Annotated in this window: 12 protein-coding genes; 6 read left to right on the forward strand and 6 right to left on the reverse strand. The window is 34.8% G+C overall.

Going from position 1 to position 16403, the window contains the following annotated elements; genetic code table 11:
- Window positions 1-42: 42 nt before the first annotated feature.
- The 3 genes from IEV84_RS14885 to IEV84_RS14895 form a co-directional block, all read right to left on the reverse strand.
- Window positions 43-840, reverse strand: a complete 798-nt coding sequence (locus IEV84_RS14885; RefSeq protein WP_188495339.1) for an NYN domain-containing protein — start codon at window positions 838-840, stop codon at window positions 43-45.
- A 740-nt stretch (window positions 841-1580) separates the two neighbouring features.
- The gene (locus IEV84_RS14890; RefSeq protein ID WP_188495340.1) at window positions 1581-2366 is read right to left on the reverse strand and encodes a hypothetical protein; all 786 of its coding nucleotides are present in this window, start codon (window positions 2364-2366) and stop codon (window positions 1581-1583) included.
- A gap of 281 nt (window positions 2367-2647) precedes the next feature.
- Entirely contained in the window at window positions 2648-3487 is an 840-nt protein-coding gene (locus IEV84_RS14895) for a hypothetical protein (protein ID WP_188495341.1), read from the reverse strand.
- 300 nt (window positions 3488-3787) lie between these two features.
- On the opposite strand from IEV84_RS14895, the gene capB reads away from it, so the two are divergent.
- The gene (gene capB, locus IEV84_RS14900; RefSeq protein ID WP_188495342.1) at window positions 3788-5050 is read left to right on the forward strand and encodes a cysteate-C-fatty acyltransferase; all 1263 of its coding nucleotides are present in this window, start codon (window positions 3788-3790) and stop codon (window positions 5048-5050) included.
- Window positions 5051-5215: 165 nt separating this feature from the next.
- Here the strand turns inward: capB and IEV84_RS14905 are convergent, their stop codons facing one another.
- Both IEV84_RS14905 and IEV84_RS14910 read right to left on the reverse strand, forming a co-directional pair.
- Window positions 5216-6334 (reverse strand): GTP cyclohydrolase, encoded by a 1119-nt coding sequence (locus tag IEV84_RS14905; protein ID WP_188495343.1) that lies wholly within the window; start codon window positions 6332-6334, stop codon window positions 5216-5218.
- A 15-nt stretch (window positions 6335-6349) separates the two neighbouring features.
- Window positions 6350-7303, reverse strand: coding sequence for a transporter (locus IEV84_RS14910; protein WP_188495344.1), 954 nt, complete (start codon window positions 7301-7303; stop codon window positions 6350-6352).
- Between the two features lie 132 nt (window positions 7304-7435).
- Here IEV84_RS14910 and IEV84_RS14915 point away from each other — a divergent pair, with 132 nt between their 5' ends.
- The 5 genes from IEV84_RS14915 (at window position 7436) to IEV84_RS14935 (ending at window position 13429) form a co-directional block, all read left to right on the forward strand.
- A complete protein-coding gene (locus tag IEV84_RS14915) occupies window positions 7436-7714 on the forward strand; it encodes a DUF4834 family protein (RefSeq protein ID WP_188495345.1) in 279 nt (92 codons plus the stop codon).
- 44 nt (window positions 7715-7758) lie between these two features.
- Window positions 7759-10191, forward strand: a complete 2433-nt coding sequence (locus IEV84_RS14920) for a YfhO family protein (RefSeq protein ID WP_188495347.1) — start codon at window positions 7759-7761, stop codon at window positions 10189-10191.
- A gap of 46 nt (window positions 10192-10237) precedes the next feature.
- Window positions 10238-11524 (forward strand): glycosyltransferase family 4 protein, encoded by a 1287-nt coding sequence (locus tag IEV84_RS14925; protein ID WP_188495349.1) that lies wholly within the window; start codon window positions 10238-10240, stop codon window positions 11522-11524.
- An 8-nt stretch (window positions 11525-11532) separates the two neighbouring features.
- Window positions 11533-13002, forward strand: coding sequence for a lipopolysaccharide biosynthesis protein (locus IEV84_RS14930; RefSeq protein WP_188495351.1), 1470 nt, complete (start codon window positions 11533-11535; stop codon window positions 13000-13002).
- A gap of 133 nt (window positions 13003-13135) precedes the next feature.
- A complete protein-coding gene (locus IEV84_RS14935; RefSeq protein WP_188495353.1) occupies window positions 13136-13429 on the forward strand; it encodes a hypothetical protein in 294 nt (97 codons plus the stop codon).
- A gap of 94 nt (window positions 13430-13523) precedes the next feature.
- Here the strand turns inward: IEV84_RS14935 and uvrA are convergent, their stop codons facing one another.
- Window positions 13524-16310, reverse strand: a complete 2787-nt coding sequence (gene uvrA / locus IEV84_RS14940; RefSeq protein WP_188495361.1) for an excinuclease ABC subunit UvrA — start codon at window positions 16308-16310, stop codon at window positions 13524-13526.
- Window positions 16311-16403 lie beyond the last annotated feature (93 nt).

Here is a 16403-nt window from a genome sequence, read left to right on the forward strand (position 1 = left end):
TAATCAAATAACTGAAGGCGAATTTACCGTTTGTTTAATTTTTTAGCTGAATAATAGTCGAACATAAACATGCTTAATTCCTTTTTTGTCTGAATCTCTTTCGTCGATTTCAAGAATATCCGTAAGTGATTTGAGCATCGGGGTTAATTTTGAAAAACCATAATTTCTAGGGTCGAATTCGGGTTTTTTCTTGACAATCAGGTTTCCTACATCGCCCAGAAATGCCCAACCATCATCATCGGCAAGATCCTCAATGGTAGATTCTATGAGTTCTATAGTAGGTTCGTCAATTTTATTAAGCGGTTTTTGTGTCGTTTTTTCCGGGGTTTTAACAACTGTTCTTTCTGTTGGTTTCTTAGTGTCGATATTAATTTTAGGTACTTTTTTCTTGATGGCTCCGTCTAAAACTTCCAAGAAAATAAAACGGTCGCAAGCGCTGATAAAAGGTTTTGGTGTTTTTTGCTCTCCAATTCCAATGACTTTCATGCCTGATTCCCGCAATCGAATGGCCAAACGCGTAAAATCAGAATCGCTGGAAACAATGCAAAAGCCGTCCAGTTTTCCGGAATACAGCAAGTCCATAGCATCAATAATCAAGGCAGAATCTGATGAGTTTTTGCCTGTGGTGTAGCTGTATTGCTGGATGGGAGTGATGGCGTGTTCCAGTAAAACTGCTTTCCAACCGTTGGCATTGGGTTTAGTCCAGTCGGCGTAAATGCGTTTGGTGGTGGGAGTGCCGAATTTTGTAATTTCTTCCATCATTCCTTTTACATTGCTGTAAGGAACATTATCGGCATCTATCAGCACGGCAAGTTTTAGCTCTTTTGGGTTGTTTGACATAGCAATTTCATTTGAAAGCTAAAGATAGTAATTCTAAAGTGTGAAAATGCCTTGTGCTGTTTTTAAAGTTTTGTTAATAGTGGGCTAGTTGTTTCGCAGAGATGCGCAAAGAAAACACAAAGCTTCACAAAGGATTATTTATAAAGTAACTTCATGAGCCGAGTCATTGCTTCGTTCCGATAGCTATCGGAACGAAGCAATCACATTTGCTAAGTTATTTAGCGGTACATGAGTCGCGTTGCAAACGCTTTATTTTGTTCTAATAAGTAAGTAGGTACTCGTTGCAAACGAGCACCAGACGGGGACTAGCCATAAGTTTTATGCGCTGTTAGCGGCTGGACTGTTGAGAAATATTATTGTCAAACATGTAATAATCATTATAAAGATATAAAGAGGCCATATTGATTTTGAAAACATGGAACTTAACAAGGTGCATTTACCAGAATTATATATATTGGCATTCATTCTAAAATCTATTGAATTTTCATTTTCAGTCCTAACCTTATTGTAAAGTTCTCTAAATCGTCTTTCATGCATTAGAAAAAAGCCATTCATATACCAAAAAATAGGGATGGCTAAATAGATTATGAGAGCGAATAGTATATTGGATTCTTTTGCTGCAAGGGCAAATAGAGCAGATGTTAATGTTACCGCCCATCCTTTGATGAGGAATGAATTAGTACTCATTCGGTTTATTGTTGAATGAATAAATTCAAGATGTTTTAATTTGTTCTCAGACATCATAATAGGAATTTTGTATTAATTGATTTTTGCTCATATAAATTATCTAATGCATCTTCAGGTGAGGAAGCATGAGTATTTATCCACTTTAAAAATTCGGCCGAATTTAAGTCTGTAAGATGTGAAAGTTCTAGCTCATATTCTACACTTAGTTGTGTTCTCAAACTTTCGTTCATTTCAGTTGCTGAAAATGATTTTGTTAGTCTTCTCAATCTTTTTGGAGTTTGTTTTCTAATTATTTGAGAAGTTGCTATTTCTGAGAAAATCCAAGGTGAATTAGTTTTTTGACTTATTTCATTTTTGGTAGAAATTGAATTTGGAGTATTTAAGAAAAATAAGCATTCACTTGAGTCAATCATTTTGTTTAGTGAAGATGATAGCATTAGATGTACATGAGCGGTTGAATAGTTTCTTTTTTCGTAGTTATAACTATTTTCATTTTCATTTTTGCAGTAGTCGTTGTCAATTTTCTTAAGTAATTCGTTGCAATGCATCCATACAACAGAATCAATAAATGTTATGATTTTAAATTTATTGTAAAGCATTCCCGAAATAGTAATAGCCTGCTTAAAATCATTTCTAGAGTGAGAAAGAAATACGTGGCATGGTAAATTAGGAAACCATTTTTCCATTAATTTATTTCCATCTAGAGAACTATTTTCCAATAAAAATGAATCTAGAGCTTCTTCTGCCTTTTCTTTTGTATGTTCAAATAATCTCCATCCTACAACTAAATCTTCATCAGTAAATTTTTCTTGAATTTTAAGATTAAAACCTCTATACATGATTTTGTTTATTATGGTTGATAAGTCTTGCCGCTAACGTCAGTCTGTGAAAAAACCAAAAATGATCCTCTGAGAATCGGCTGTATGAATTTTTTCTCAGACAGGTATCCGAATAGTTTCTCTTTTTGACTTAGTTTTTTCACAGCCTGACGTTTTGCCGCTACCCGAAGGTGGCGATTTCGAAGCACTTCACTGACAACCAAGCAGAAGCTTTGATTTAACCACTGAACCGCCACTTTTGGGTAGGTGCTGTTGTGTGACGTTATTTAGTTTAAATGAATCTAATAAGATAAAACATTTTGGTGATATTTATTTTCTTGTTCGGTTTTGATAAACGAATTTTCAGTTGATTTTTTATGCCTTTTTGGTTTTAAGTCATAAATTATTTTTGCTACGTCAACTCCACCTGAAACCACAAAATAAGATGGGAATCCTTGTTCAGGTACCTTATTAGTGTAAGCCGCAACAGCACTAAAATATTTCCAAACGAAAACCGTAGAAATATTTCCAACAATTTTACTTTTCATATCTGAATCACCTCTCACACCAACACCAGGTTTTATTATTAACATAAGTTCTTTTGCAATAGGTGTAATGTATTTTATTCCAATTATTCCCAAAGATGAAATCGGTGCATTGGTTCTGTATTCGTTTTGAGGATTGTTGAAAGTTTGTGAAACTCCATTTAAATAGAGTGACCAAATGTTTTTTGCTTTATCAGGTTTGCTTAATGAGTATGAAAAATTTAATTCATATCCGATAGATGATGGATTGTATAAAGCACCAAAAGAAATATCTGTCCATAATTTATTAGAGTTAGAAAATTTAATTCTACCTTGAGGCAATATTTTTGGTTTAGTTGGTTCTCCACCGCCATTGGGAAAAAAGACAGATGAAGAAGCATCAAATCCAATAAATTTATCTTTCTCTAATTGAAATGTCAATCCTCCTTTAATACCTAAAATACTTCCAATTCTAACAAAATTATTGTCTTTTTGAAATGGATTCGTATAGGACAAATCAAGGTGATATTGAGTTTTTGAAGTCGAGTTATCCTGACCAATTGCTGTTTCTACAAAAAATAGACTTAATAGGATTAAACATAAAGATTTTGTTTTCATAATTTTTCGTTATTAGTTTTTTATAATGTCACACAACTTGTGTATAGGCGAAACAAACTTTCGTATATACACCTAAAATTGGGTAGATTGGCGAAAGTTTGTTTCGCTTTATTTTTTTTCAAATATATTTATTTTTTCTTACAAATAACTCTATGCTTTTTTCATTATAATTTTTCATTGTAGAGAATAAAGCCCAAAGAGGCTATCGCTCCTGAAAATAATTGTACTTAGAAGACCTTTATAAAATTTAAATAATTATTTTTGCAACCTCTTAAAATTAAAATTATTACTGGATATATTATGGTAAAAGATTTATTCGAAAGGATTCAAAGCAATAAAGGACCGTTAGGAAAATGGGCATCGCAGGCAGAGGGATATTTTGTGTTTCCAAAATTAGAAGGAGAATTAGGGCCTAGAATGAAGTTTGGCGGAAAAGATATTTTGAACTGGAGTTTGAATGATTATTTAGGTTTAGCCAATCATCCTGAAGTTCGTAAAGCAGATACGGATGCTGCGATTCAGTTTGGAGCTGCTTACCCAATGGGAGCCCGTATGATGAGTGGTCACACTACTTATCATGAGCAATTAGAAAATGAATTGGCTGAGTTCGTTATGAAAGAATCAGCTTATTTATTGAATTTTGGATACCAGGGAATGGTGTCTATCATTGATGCTTTGGTAACTAAGAATGATATTATTGTGTATGATGTGGATTCGCACGCCTGTATTATTGATGGTGTTCGTTTGCACATGGGTAAGCGTTTTACTTACAAGCACAATGATTTAGAAAGCATGGAGAAAAACCTGCAACGTGCTACTAAAATGGCTAAAGAAACCGGAGGAGGTATTTTATTCATTACCGAAGGTGTTTTTGGAATGCGTGGTCAACAAGGAAAGTTAAAAGAAATTGTAGCTATGAAAGAAAAGTACAATTTCCGTCTTTTAGTGGATGATGCACACGGTTTTGGTACACTTGGAAAAACAGGTGCCGGAGCAGGTGAGGAGCAAGGTTGTCAGGACGGAATTGATGTTTACTTTTCGACTTTTGCAAAATCGATGGCTAATATCGGAGCTTTCGTAGCGGCTGATAAAGATGTGATTGATTATTTAAAATACAACTTACGTTCGCAAATGTTTGCTAAAGCATTGCCAATGATTCAGACAATTGGTTCATTGAAGCGTTTGGAATTGTTGCGTCAGTCTTCTGAAATTAAAGATAAACTTTGGGTAAATGTTAATGCGTTGCAAAACGGATTAAAAGAAAAAGGATTCAACATTGGAGATACTAATACTTGTATTACTCCGGTATATCTTGAAGGATCTATCCCGGAAGCAATGGTAATGGTAAATGACCTGAGAGAGAATTATGGTATTTTCTTGTCGATTGTAGTTTATCCGGTTATTCCAAAAGGAATTATCCTGTTGAGAATGATTCCAACTGCTTCACACACTATTGAAGATATTAATGAAACACTAACTGCTTTTGAAGCAATCCGTGAGAAATTAGTAAATGGTACTTACAAGGCCATTGCTGAGAAAACTACGGTTGATATGGAGGCTTAGGCTTTTAGTAGTCAGTGTTCAGTTCCGATAGCTATCGGAATTAGTGTTCAGTCACTGTAAATTATAAAACAAAAAATCCATTCGTTTTGCGAATGGATTTTTTTATGGATTTAAATTAGTTAAATCTTTAACTGAATACTTATTAACTGAACACTGAACACTTTTCTAAAGGTCTTTTCGGAACGTTTTTCTGCGGCAGTGTACTTTTGGATCAAAGTGTTTCCATAGGTTGTGGATGGCTACGTTGTCAGCGAGTTCCGGAGTTCTAAAGCAATTTTCGATGCCTTTTGCTTTAAAAGTTTCGTAATATTCATTGAAAATTACAGCGGTTACCGCTTTGTTTTGGTATTCGGGATGTACTCCAATTAAGTAGAAAAGTACGTCTTTGCTGTGTTTCTTTGCTTTTAGCAAATGAAATAATCCAAAAGGAAATAATTTTCCGTTGGCTTTTTGCAAAGCTCTCGAAAAAGAAGGCATTACAATACTGAAAGCAATGATGTTTTGGTCTTTGTCTTCCACAAACTTGATGTATTCCGGATTGATGAAGCTGATGTATTTCTTTTTGAAATATTCTTTTTGTACATCGGAAATAGCTACAAATGAGGATAAATTCGCGTAAGAAGTATTGAATAAGTCAAACATCTTGTCCACATAAGGCATAATTTCCTTGGTTGATTTAAAGTTTAAAGCTTTTAATTGGTATCTTTTTTTGACCAATTCGTTGGCTTTTTGGAAAAACTCAGGTTGCACGTTTGAAAAAGGGAATTTACTCTCGATGTATTCTTTTTCAACCACATAACCCAGTTGTTCAAAATGAGAAGCATAGTACGGATGATTGTACCAGGTAATCATAGTCCCCAATTGGTCAAAGCCTTCGGTTAAAACCCCAACTTTGTCAAGGTTAGAAAATCCCATTGGACCTTCAACGTATTCTAAGTTGTTTTTTCGGCCTAATTCATATACTTTTTCCAGTAAAGCTTCGGTTACATTGATGTCGTTTATTACATCAAACCAGCCAAAACGCACTTTTTTCTTTTGTTGTCCGTTTACTTCTGCCCAATTGATAATGGCGGTAATGCGTCCGGCAATTTCGTTGTTTTTGTAGGCAATGTAAAAATAAGCTTCGGCATTTTCAAAAGCCGGATTTTTAGTTTTATCGAAAGTTTCCAGTTCGTCAGCAATCAATGGCGGAACCCAGAATTCATTGTCTTTGTATAACGAGAAAGGGAACTTAATATATTCGGTTAGTTCTTTTTTTGTTGTAACTTCTTTTACTGTAATCATTGTTGTGTTTCTTTTCTATTGTATTGCGTCTTTTCGTTTTTGGTCTCTTTTGGCTGCCTTTCGAACCGATCTTGGTTGAGAAGGAGCATCGTTCAGGTCGATTCGGACTTCTTTGTAATTGGTGTCATAGCGCCAGGAAAAACCCACTCCTCCATAGAAAATAGTAGGAGTGTCTTTTAGATTATGACTTATAGAAGCGTCTATTTGCATGTTCTTGTTTAGTAGAAAAGCCGCTCCGCCACGTACTATAGCATCGCTGTAAAAATCACTTTTAAATCCCTGGTTTTCTACAAATCCCGACCATTTTCGGCTAATTCCTTTGGTTAAGGTGATGATGTAGCCGTAGCTGGGATAATCGGTTCCAATGTAATCGGCAATAATATTGGTAACAAAAACCCAGGAACCGTCTCCTAAGTGATTTTGTGTAATTAACATGGCTTTTGGAGAAATCATGGCATCAGGCGAAAAGGCATACGGATTATTTTTTAAGGTGAAATTACCACCTGCAAAAACAGAAACAGCAGGAATTAATTGTCGCCAGTTAAAAGCGTGATTGGCTTTCCAACTGTAAACGTTAATTTTCTTTTCGTAATTTTTATAAGGGTCATAAATCAGGTATTTAGCTCCTAAAACGGTTTGTTTTAGGTTGGATTTGTTGTATTGGTCAAAGCCATTTACAAAATCCTGATTTTGGTATTGAATATCGGCAATTACTTCCAGTTTTTCCATCAAAAAGCCGTAACGCAATGTCAGGTCGGCTCCATAGCCGTTGGCATCATAACCCAGCAGTCGATGGTTTTCCTGAATACCATAGATGCCTGTTTCGACCTGGATTACTGATTTTCCGACAGCATAAGCCGACATGGTTTCTCCGGGCCTGTTGGAATTAATCTCGTCGGTGTGCTGAGCGTAGTTGTAATTTGCTAAGAGACAAATGGCTGTAACTAATAAAATTTTGATTTTCGACATGATGTTTGGGATTTTAAAAGTATTAAGCTTTCCAAAAGTACTATATTTTATTATTTATTTAAGAATGATATTCTAATTTTGTCCCGAACTTTCGGGATTGATTTATTAATTTTGCTAAAAATTATTATGGTTATGCAAGAAGCATCATTTACAGGGTTTATAAAAACGTTATTTTATATTGTCGCATTCTATTATATTTTTAGATTTCTGGCTAAGTTGTTTTTGCCGTTATTAATTAAAAAAGTAGTGGAAAAAGCAGGCGAGAATATGCAACAGCAACAACGTCAGTATCAGGATTTCCAGCAAAATACCAGAGAAGGAGAAACCTCTGTTTATACTACTCAAAACGTAAAACAAAGCAGAGAGACCAAAAAAGTAGGAGATTATGTGGATTACGAAGAAATAGATTAAATTTGCCTCACAAGTAATCCAAATTTTAATAAAATTCCCGAAAATTGAAAATAATAAATAGGTTATATCCGCACGCTATTGCCATTCTTGGTTTTGTATTAGTTTCACTAATTTATTTTTACCCGGTTCTTCAAAGAAAACAAATTTTTCAATCAGATATTGCCCAATATACGGGTATGGCGAAAGAACAAAACGATTTTAGAGCCGCCGAAAAAACAGAGCCTTATTGGACTAATTCGGCTTTTGGAGGAATGCCTACCTATCAGTTAGGGGCTAAATATCCGAATGATTTTATCGGAGCCATAGACGATGTTTTACGGTTTTTACCCCGTCCTGCCGATTATTTATTTCTGTACTTTTTAGGCTTTTACGGATTATTGTTAGTCCTAAAAACAGATCCTTTAAAAGCTTTTTTTGGAGCCGTTGCCTTTGGTTTTTCGACTTATCTGATTATCATTTTAGGAGTTGGTCATAATGCCAAAGCACATGCTATAGCCTATATGCCATTGGTAATAGCCGGTTTTATATTGGTTTTTAGAAAAAAATATGTTGTTGGAGGTCTGCTCACAATGTTAGCTACAGCATTAGAAATTAATGCTAATCACTTCCAGATGACCTATTATTTGCTGATTTTTCTGTTGCTTCTTTCAGCTTATTTTACATTTAATTTTATAAAAGAAAAAGAATATAAATCGTTTTTAACGGCCACAGGAGTTTTATTAGTAGCAGGGATTTTTGCCTTAGGTGCCAATGCTACTAATTTGTTGGCTACAGCCGAATATGCTGATTTTAGTACGCGTGGAAAAAGCGAACTGACTTTTAATCCTGACGGTTCTAAAAATACAGATACCAGTGCTATGACCCGTGATTATATTACGGAGTATAGTTACGGAATTATGGAAAGTTTCAACTTGATTGCGCCAAGACTTTTTGGTGGTTCTAATAGCGAAAGTTTAGGAACCGACAGCAGCATGTATGATTTTATGGTAGGTCAGGGAGTTCCTGCTCCACAAGCAGCCGATTTTGTAACTGCTATGCCTACTTATTGGGGAGATCAGCCTATTGTTGCTGCGCCCGCTTATATAGGTGCGGTGGTTTTCTTTTTAGGAATTTTAGCTTTAATTATAGACGAGAGAAAGATAAAATATGTTTTTCTTTCAGGAGCAGTTGTAGCTTTGTTGCTTTCCTGGGGTAAAAATTTCCCGGCTTTAACAGATTTCTTTATTGATAATGTCCCAATGTACAATAAGTTCAGGGCTGTTTCCTCTATTCAGGTCATTTTAGAGTTATGTTTTCCTGTTTTAGCCATAATGGGATTGCAGTCTTTTTCTAAGGCTGATAAAATCGAACAATGGCAAGCTTTGTGGCAGTCAACGGCTATTGTGATTGGAACTATCGTAATTTTGTTTTTAAGCAAAGGGATGTTCAGTTTTTCAGGAGCCAGTGATAGTTATTTTACTGAAAGTTATGGTCCCGGTTTTGTTGATGCGCTGAAAAGCGACAGAAAGACGATGTTTAGTGCCGATTTGTTGCGCTCTGCTTTTCTGATTGTTTTAGCAGCCGGCGTTTTGTGGATGCTTATTAAAAATAAGTTGGCACAGAATACGGCTATTATTTTGGTTGGTTTATTGATGATTTCCGATTTGTTTTTTGTAGATAAAAAATATGTTTCGGCTAAGGATTTTGTCAGCGGAAGAGAAGTAGCTGTTCCTTTTCAGGAAACTGCTGCCGATACTCAAATATTAAAAGATTCTTCTCATTACCGTGTTTTTGAGATAAACGGCAATTTCTCCAGTGCCAGAGCATCGTATTTTCATAAATCCATTGGTGGTTACAGTGCTGTGAAACCTCGCAGAATGCAGCAATTATTTGATTATCAGATTGCCAAAAATAATTTGGAAATCTTGAATATGCTGAATGTAAAATATGTCATTCAAACTGATAAAGAAGGAAAAGAATTTCCTGTTTATAATCCTGATGCCAACGGAAACGCCTGGTTTGTAAGCGATGTTAAATTGGTTAACAGTGCTAATGCCGAAATGAAAGCATTGGAGCATTTGAATACTAAAAAAGTGGCTGTTTTCAATATGCAATTGCATCGGGATAAGTTTAGAAACGCCCGTTTAAAACGCAATATGGACACTACAGGGAAAATTCAGTTGCGGGAGTATAAGCCTAATTATATTAAATATATTTCAGAAAGTAAGAATGAAGGATTAGCCGTTTTTTCGGAGATTTATTATGAAAAAGGCTGGAATGCCTATGTGAATGGTGAAAAGACTAATCATTTTCCTGTGAATTATGTTTTAAGAGGAATGATGCTTCCTGAAGGAGTTCATACGGTAGAATTCAAATTTGAACCCGAAGTAATTAAAACAGGAAGTACCATCACGCTTATTAGCGGAGTTGGAATGCTACTGTTGTTAATAGGAGGAGTTTATTATGAAAGAAAAAAAGGATCAAAGATTGTTAGTTAACGATTTTTGATTTGAATTAGTAAATTAAACTTAATTCCTTAAAGCTTTGGAACCAAAAAAAGTCCTTGTAATCACTTATTATTGGCCACCGGCAGGAGGTCCTGGTGTACAACGCTGGTTGAAATTTGTAAAATATTTACCGGATTTTGGCGTACAGCCTATTGTATATATCCCTGAAAATCCCACTTATCCTATTGTTGATGAAAATTTAGTCAATGAAGTTTCGGATAAGGCTGTTATTTTGAAACAAAAAATATTCGAACCCTATCAATTGGCTTCTTTTTTGTCCAAGAACAAAACAAAAAAGATGAACTCGGGAATTATCCCCAATCAAAAGAAACAATCTTTTTTAGATAAAGTGTTACTGTGGATTCGTGGGAATTTGTTTATTCCCGATGCCCGTTTTTTTTGGGTAAAACCTTCGGTTGCTTATTTGGAAAAATATATTGCTGAGCATAATATTGATACCATTGTTACTTCTGGACCACCACATAGTTTACACCTTATTGGATTGGAATTAAAACAGAGACTAAATGTAAAATGGTTTGCCGATTTCAGAGATCCCTGGACTACTATTGGTTATCATAAATCCTTGCGATTGTCGGGTTATGCAGCTAAAAAGCACAAAAAAATGGAGTCGGTTGTTTTGAATACGGCAGATACTATTATTGTAACGAGTAAAACGACAAAAACCGAATTTGAAGCTTTGACCTCTAAACCTATTTCGGTAATTACGAATGGTTTTGATGTGGAAAAAGTAGAGCGACAAACTTTGGATTCAAAATTTTCTCTGGCACACATTGGCTCGTTTCTTTCGGCAAGAAATCCAAAGTTATTGTGGGAATCTTTAGTGGAGTTAATAGCTGAAATTCCCGATTTTAAATCGCATTTGGAAATTAAATTGATTGGTGCAGTTAGTCAGGAAGTTCTGGAGACTATCAGTCAATTTGGACTGAATGAGTATGTAAAGAATTTGGGATATGTTTCACATGAAGAAGCGATAGCACACCAGCGTAAGTCGCAAGTGTTGTTGCTTATTGAAATTGATTCGGAAGAAACAAAGAGCATTATTCCGGGGAAATTATTCGAATATATGGTGTCTAACCGTCCTATTATAGCCATCGGTCCTAATGGATCTGATTTTGCCGAAATTATTAGCAATACAAATACGGGAGTATTTTTTGATTATTCTGAAAAAGTAAAGTTAAAAAAGTTAATTTTGGACTTTTATAATCAATTTCTTGAAGGCAAATTGCAATCTCATGCCATAGGTTTGCAACAATATTCCAGAAAAAATTTGACTAAGGAATTGGTACAACTTTTAACTTCTTAATTTCATAAATGGGAATCGTATTAAATCAGTCCTTAAAAAATACTATAATTACCTATATCGGTTTTGCGATTGGAGGAATTAACACTATTTATTTGTATCCTGTTTTTTTAGGTGCTACTTATTACGCTTTGACAAATTATATTTTGTCATCTGCTAATGTTATCATGCCTTTATTTGCCATTGGAATGCAAAATACGCTGGTAAAATTTTATTCGCAGTGTGAAACTAATGAGGAAAAATCACGGTTTTTATCGTTTACGGTGCTGTTTCCTTTGTTGTTAATAGTTCCCTTATGTTTAATTGGTTTTGTCTTTTTTGATGAAATATTGTATTTTTTATCCAAGAAAAATATTATTGTTAAAAACTACATTTGGCTGATCCCATTTATAGGGATTTGCATGGCTTATTTCGAAATTTTTTATGCCTGGTTACGGGTGCACATGCACTCGGTTTTTGGGAATTTTATAAAAGAAGTAGCCTTACGACTGGCTTCGTTGTTTTTATTGGTAGGGGTGTATTATAATTGGATAACTGTAGAAGGCTTTGTCTATGCTACAGCGGTTGTTTATCTTTTGGCACTTTTAATAACCATGTTTTATGCTTTTAGTATTCAAAAACCCGAATTTCAATTTACCATTCCGGCTAATACAAAGGATATTTTAGTTTATACGTTTTACATTATTTTGTCGGGGAGTGTTGCTAATTTATTGCTGGACGGTGACAAAATGATATTGAATCAATATATGAATATTGAAAATATTGCCTACTATTCGGTGGCTACATATATTGCTTTGGTTATTTCAGTTCCCAGTCGGGCGATGCACCAAATTGTGTATCCTATCACAGCCAGATTAATGCACGAAAATAACCATGACGAAATGGATATTTTGTATAAAAAGACATCAATCAATTTACAGGTAGTGGGAGGTTTTGTAATGCTGGGTATTTTTGTCAATATCAAAATGCTTTATCAGTTAGTTCCGCCTGAATATGCCGGTGGAATAGCTGTAGTTTTTATGATTGGTTTGTCTAAGTATTTTGATTTGATTTTGGGGAATAATAATGCGATTATTTTCAATACTAAATATTACCGTGCCGTATTGTTTTTAGGTGTTCTTTTGGTGGTTTTAACTGTAGGACTGAATATGATTTTTATTCCAATTTATGGAATCATGGGCTCGGCATTTGCTACTTTATTATCCATTACGTTGTATAGTTTGGCAAAATTAATGTTTGTTGTAAAACGATTGCATTTGTATCCCTTTACAAAACAAACATTGTATTCGTTATATCTTACTGCTGTTTTGTTTTTAGGTTTTTATTTTTGGGACTTTTCTATGAGTCCAATTATTGCCATTATTTTAAAATCCATCTTAGTGACAATAGCTTATGTCTATCTGAATTATAAGTTTGTTATTTCTATCGAAATCAATCAGGTAATCGATGGTTTATTGAAAAAACTTAAAATTGTAAGATAAGATTCTCTTTTTGTCCTTTTTTGATAGTGTTAATCACTAAAAGTGGGTATTGAAAAAGTTAATTTGTGGTATTAAATTTGTTGCATGCTTATTATCGTTTAATAAACATTAATCTATTGATATCCCTCAAATCATGGAAAATACTTTAATTGTTAAGAATCAGAATTTAAAATTAGCTACAGTTTTAGCCCAAAAGATTAAAAAGGGTTTTGTAGTGGAAGAGGTTAATAATAAATTACCTTTTGTAGTTTTGTCTAAAAGACCCGGAAAGGTCAATCATCGTTTGAATTTTTTGATTTCCTGTGCTACTTTCGGATTGTGGTCAATTCCCTGGGCATATAAATCTTTTGAAGCTAAAAAAGAAAAGAAAATCATTATTGCCCTTGATGAAGATGGAATCCCCTTTGAAGAAAAATGCTATAGTTAGTTTCTGAGTCAGGATAAAAACCGGATAATTTTAACCGCAGATTTGCAGATTTATATTTTAATCTGCAAATCTGCGGTTCTTATTTTAGAGGTATTCAAAGTTTTTCTTTAAGATATTGAGCGGTAATCGATTTGTTGTTTTTTACAATTTCTTCCGGAGTACCAACAGCTAACAGTTGTCCTCCGTTTTCACCGCCTTCAGGTCCTAAATCGATAATCCAGTCGGCACATTTAATCAGATCGAGATTGTGTTCGATGACTAACAATGAATGTCCTTTTTCGATTAAAGCATCAAAAGAAGCCAGTAGTTTTTTAATGTCATGAAAATGCAAACCTGTTGTAGGTTCGTCAAATACAAATAAGGCTTTTTCTTTAGTAGCTCCTTTTACCAGGAAAGAAGCCAGTTTAATACGTTGTGCTTCTCCACCGGAAAGTGTAGAGGAAGATTGTCCTAATTGTACATAACCTAAACCAACATCCTGCAATGGTTTTAATTTTTGTGTAATTTTATTTTGCTTGTGCGTTTCAAAAAACTGTACCGCATCATCAATGGTCATGGTTAAAATATCGTTGATGTTTTTGCCTTCAAAAGCCACTTCCAGTACTTCCTTTTTAAATCTCTTTCCATTGCAGGTTTCACAAGGCAATTGTACATCGGCCATGAAAACCATTTCTACATTAATTGTCCCTTCACCGCTGCAGGTTTCACAACGTCCTCCGTCAACATTAAAAGAGAAATGTTTGGCCTGATAACCTCTTAATTTGGATAGTTTTTCTTTGGCAAATAATTCTCTGATGTCGTCGTAAGCTTTGATGTAAGTCACCGGATTAGAACGCGAACTTCTGCCGATTGGGTTTTGATCGACATATTCGATGTGTTTGATGTGAGAAAACGAACCGGATATTTCGCTAAATTGTCCTGCTTTTTCTCCTGCATGCTCCAGTTTTTTTTGTAAAGCAGGGAACAGGATTTTTTTTACCAATGTACTTTTTCCACTTCCTGAAACTCCGGTAATTACTGAAAGTACATCCAATGGAAAAGTAACGTCAATATTTTGAAGATTGTTTTCTCTGGCACCTTTTATTTCGATATGATTTTTAAACGGACGGCGTTTTTTGGGAACGGCTATTTCCAAATCTCCGTTTAGGTATTTTGCCGTTAGCGAAGTCGATTTTAAAATTTCATTAAAATTACCCTGAGCCACTAAATTCCCTCCAAAAGTCCCTGCCTCAGGCCCAATGTCGATAATCATATCGGCAGCTTTCATAATGTCTTCGTCGTGTTCTACTACAATCACCGTATTGCCTAAATCGCGTAAAGACAATAAAACTTTTATCAGACGTTCACTGTCTTTTGGGTGTAAACCAATACTGGGTTCGTCCAAAATATACATTGATCCAACCAAACTGCTGCCCAGTGAAGTTGCTAAATTAATTCTTTGTGATTCTCCTCCGGAAAGTGTAGCCGAATTTCGGTTCAATGTCAGGTAATCCAAACCAACATTGCTTAGAAAAGATAGACGGTTATTGATTTCGACCAATAATCTTTTAGCAATTTGCTTTTCGTATTCGTTTAATTCTAAATTTTTAAAGAAATCCACCAAATGTTTAATTGGTAAATCCACCAAATCTGAAACTGTTTTACCATTTATTTTAATGTACGAAGCTTCAGTACGTAAGCGTTTTCCTTTACAGCTCTGGCATTTGGTTTTTCCTCTGTAACGTGACAACATTACACGATTTTGAATTTTATAGTTTTTCTCTTCCAGTTCTGCGAAGAAATCGTTCAAGCCCTGAAAATAAGAATTTCCGGTCCAGATTAATTCTTTTTGTTCTTCGGTAAGTTGGAAATACGGCTTGTGAATAGGAAAATCAAATTTATAAGCACTATTCACTAATTGATCCCGATACCAACTCATGCTTTCACCACGCCACGGAAAAATTGCATTTTCGTAAATAGATAAACTGGTGTTCGGAATAACTAATTCGGCATCAATCCCAATGATGTTTCCGTAACCTTCACAGCTTGGGCAGGCTCCGTAAGGATTGTTGAAACTGAATAAATGCACATTAGGTTCTAAAAAGGTGATTCCGTCCAATTCGAAATTGTTGGAATAATCCAATCGTTTATCCGTATTTAGTTCCTGTAAATAGCAAATCCCTTTTCCCTCATAAAAAGCCGTTTGTACCGCATCGGCAAGACGGTTGAAGAATTCTTCTTCCTCTTTAACTACAATTCGGTCAATGATTAAAGTAATGTCTTTGTTGTCTAATGAATGTTGGTCAATTTCATCCAAACGAACAGTTTCTTTATCAACTAAAATTCTCGAAAAACCCTGCTGAAGCAATACTTTTAATTTGTCTTCGAGTTGTCTTCCTTCTTCCAGATGAATGGGAGCAAGAAGCAACCATTTGCTGTTAATTTCAAAATTTTTTACATCATTGATGACATCCGAAACCGTATTTTTTTTGACTTCACGGCCGGAAATTGGCGAAAAAGTTCTTCCTATTCGGGCATATAATAATTTGATGTAATCGTAAATCTCTGTAGAAGTTCCTACAGTTGAGCGCGCATTGGTGGTGTTTACTTTTTGTTCAATGGCAATGGCAGGAGCAATTCCTTTGATGTATTCTACTTTGGGTTTGTCTAATCTTCCAAGGAATTGTCGTGCATAAGAAGACAAACTTTCTACATAACGACGTTGTCCTTCGGCATACAAAGTGTCGAATGCTAAACTGGATTTCCCTGAACCGGAAAGTCCTGTAATTACAACTAATTTGTTGCGGGGAATGACAACATCAAGGTTTTTTAAATTGTGAACCTGAGCTCCTTTGATTATTATATTTTTCTTTGGATCTATTTTAGAAAAGTCAACTTGCATAAAAAATATTGGATTTTTACAAAAGTAATCATTTTTATGCCGGGAAACAGGGATGAACAAATCCTAAATTTAGTTAAAATAAGGAGCTTTTGT

The organism is Flavobacterium palustre, from assembly GCF_014639535.1.
GTDB classification, from domain to species: Bacteria; Bacteroidota; Bacteroidia; order Flavobacteriales; family Flavobacteriaceae; genus Flavobacterium; species Flavobacterium palustre.

What these genes read in the sequence shown, in the direction of transcription:
- IEV84_RS14885 (WP_188495339.1), bottom strand. Translation starts at nt 840, where the DNA reads ATGTCAAACAACCCAAAAGAGCTAAAACTTGCCGTGCTGATAGATGCC.
- IEV84_RS14890 (WP_188495340.1), bottom strand. Translation starts at nt 2,366, where the DNA reads ATGTATAGAGGTTTTAATCTTAAAATTCAAGAAAAATTTACTGATGAA.
- IEV84_RS14895 (WP_188495341.1), bottom strand. Translation starts at nt 3,487, where the DNA reads ATGAAAACAAAATCTTTATGTTTAATCCTATTAAGTCTATTTTTTGTA.
- capB (WP_188495342.1), top strand. Translation starts at nt 3,788, where the DNA reads ATGGTAAAAGATTTATTCGAAAGGATTCAAAGCAATAAAGGACCGTTA.
- IEV84_RS14905 (WP_188495343.1), bottom strand. Translation starts at nt 6,334, where the DNA reads ATGATTACAGTAAAAGAAGTTACAACAAAAAAAGAACTAACCGAATAT.
- IEV84_RS14910 (WP_188495344.1), bottom strand. Translation starts at nt 7,303, where the DNA reads ATGTCGAAAATCAAAATTTTATTAGTTACAGCCATTTGTCTCTTAGCA.
- IEV84_RS14915 (WP_188495345.1), top strand. Translation starts at nt 7,436, where the DNA reads ATGCAAGAAGCATCATTTACAGGGTTTATAAAAACGTTATTTTATATT.
- IEV84_RS14930 (WP_188495351.1), top strand. Translation starts at nt 11,533, where the DNA reads ATGGGAATCGTATTAAATCAGTCCTTAAAAAATACTATAATTACCTAT.
- IEV84_RS14935 (WP_188495353.1), top strand. Translation starts at nt 13,136, where the DNA reads ATGGAAAATACTTTAATTGTTAAGAATCAGAATTTAAAATTAGCTACA.
- uvrA (WP_188495361.1), bottom strand. Translation starts at nt 16,310, where the DNA reads ATGCAAGTTGACTTTTCTAAAATAGATCCAAAGAAAAATATAATAATC.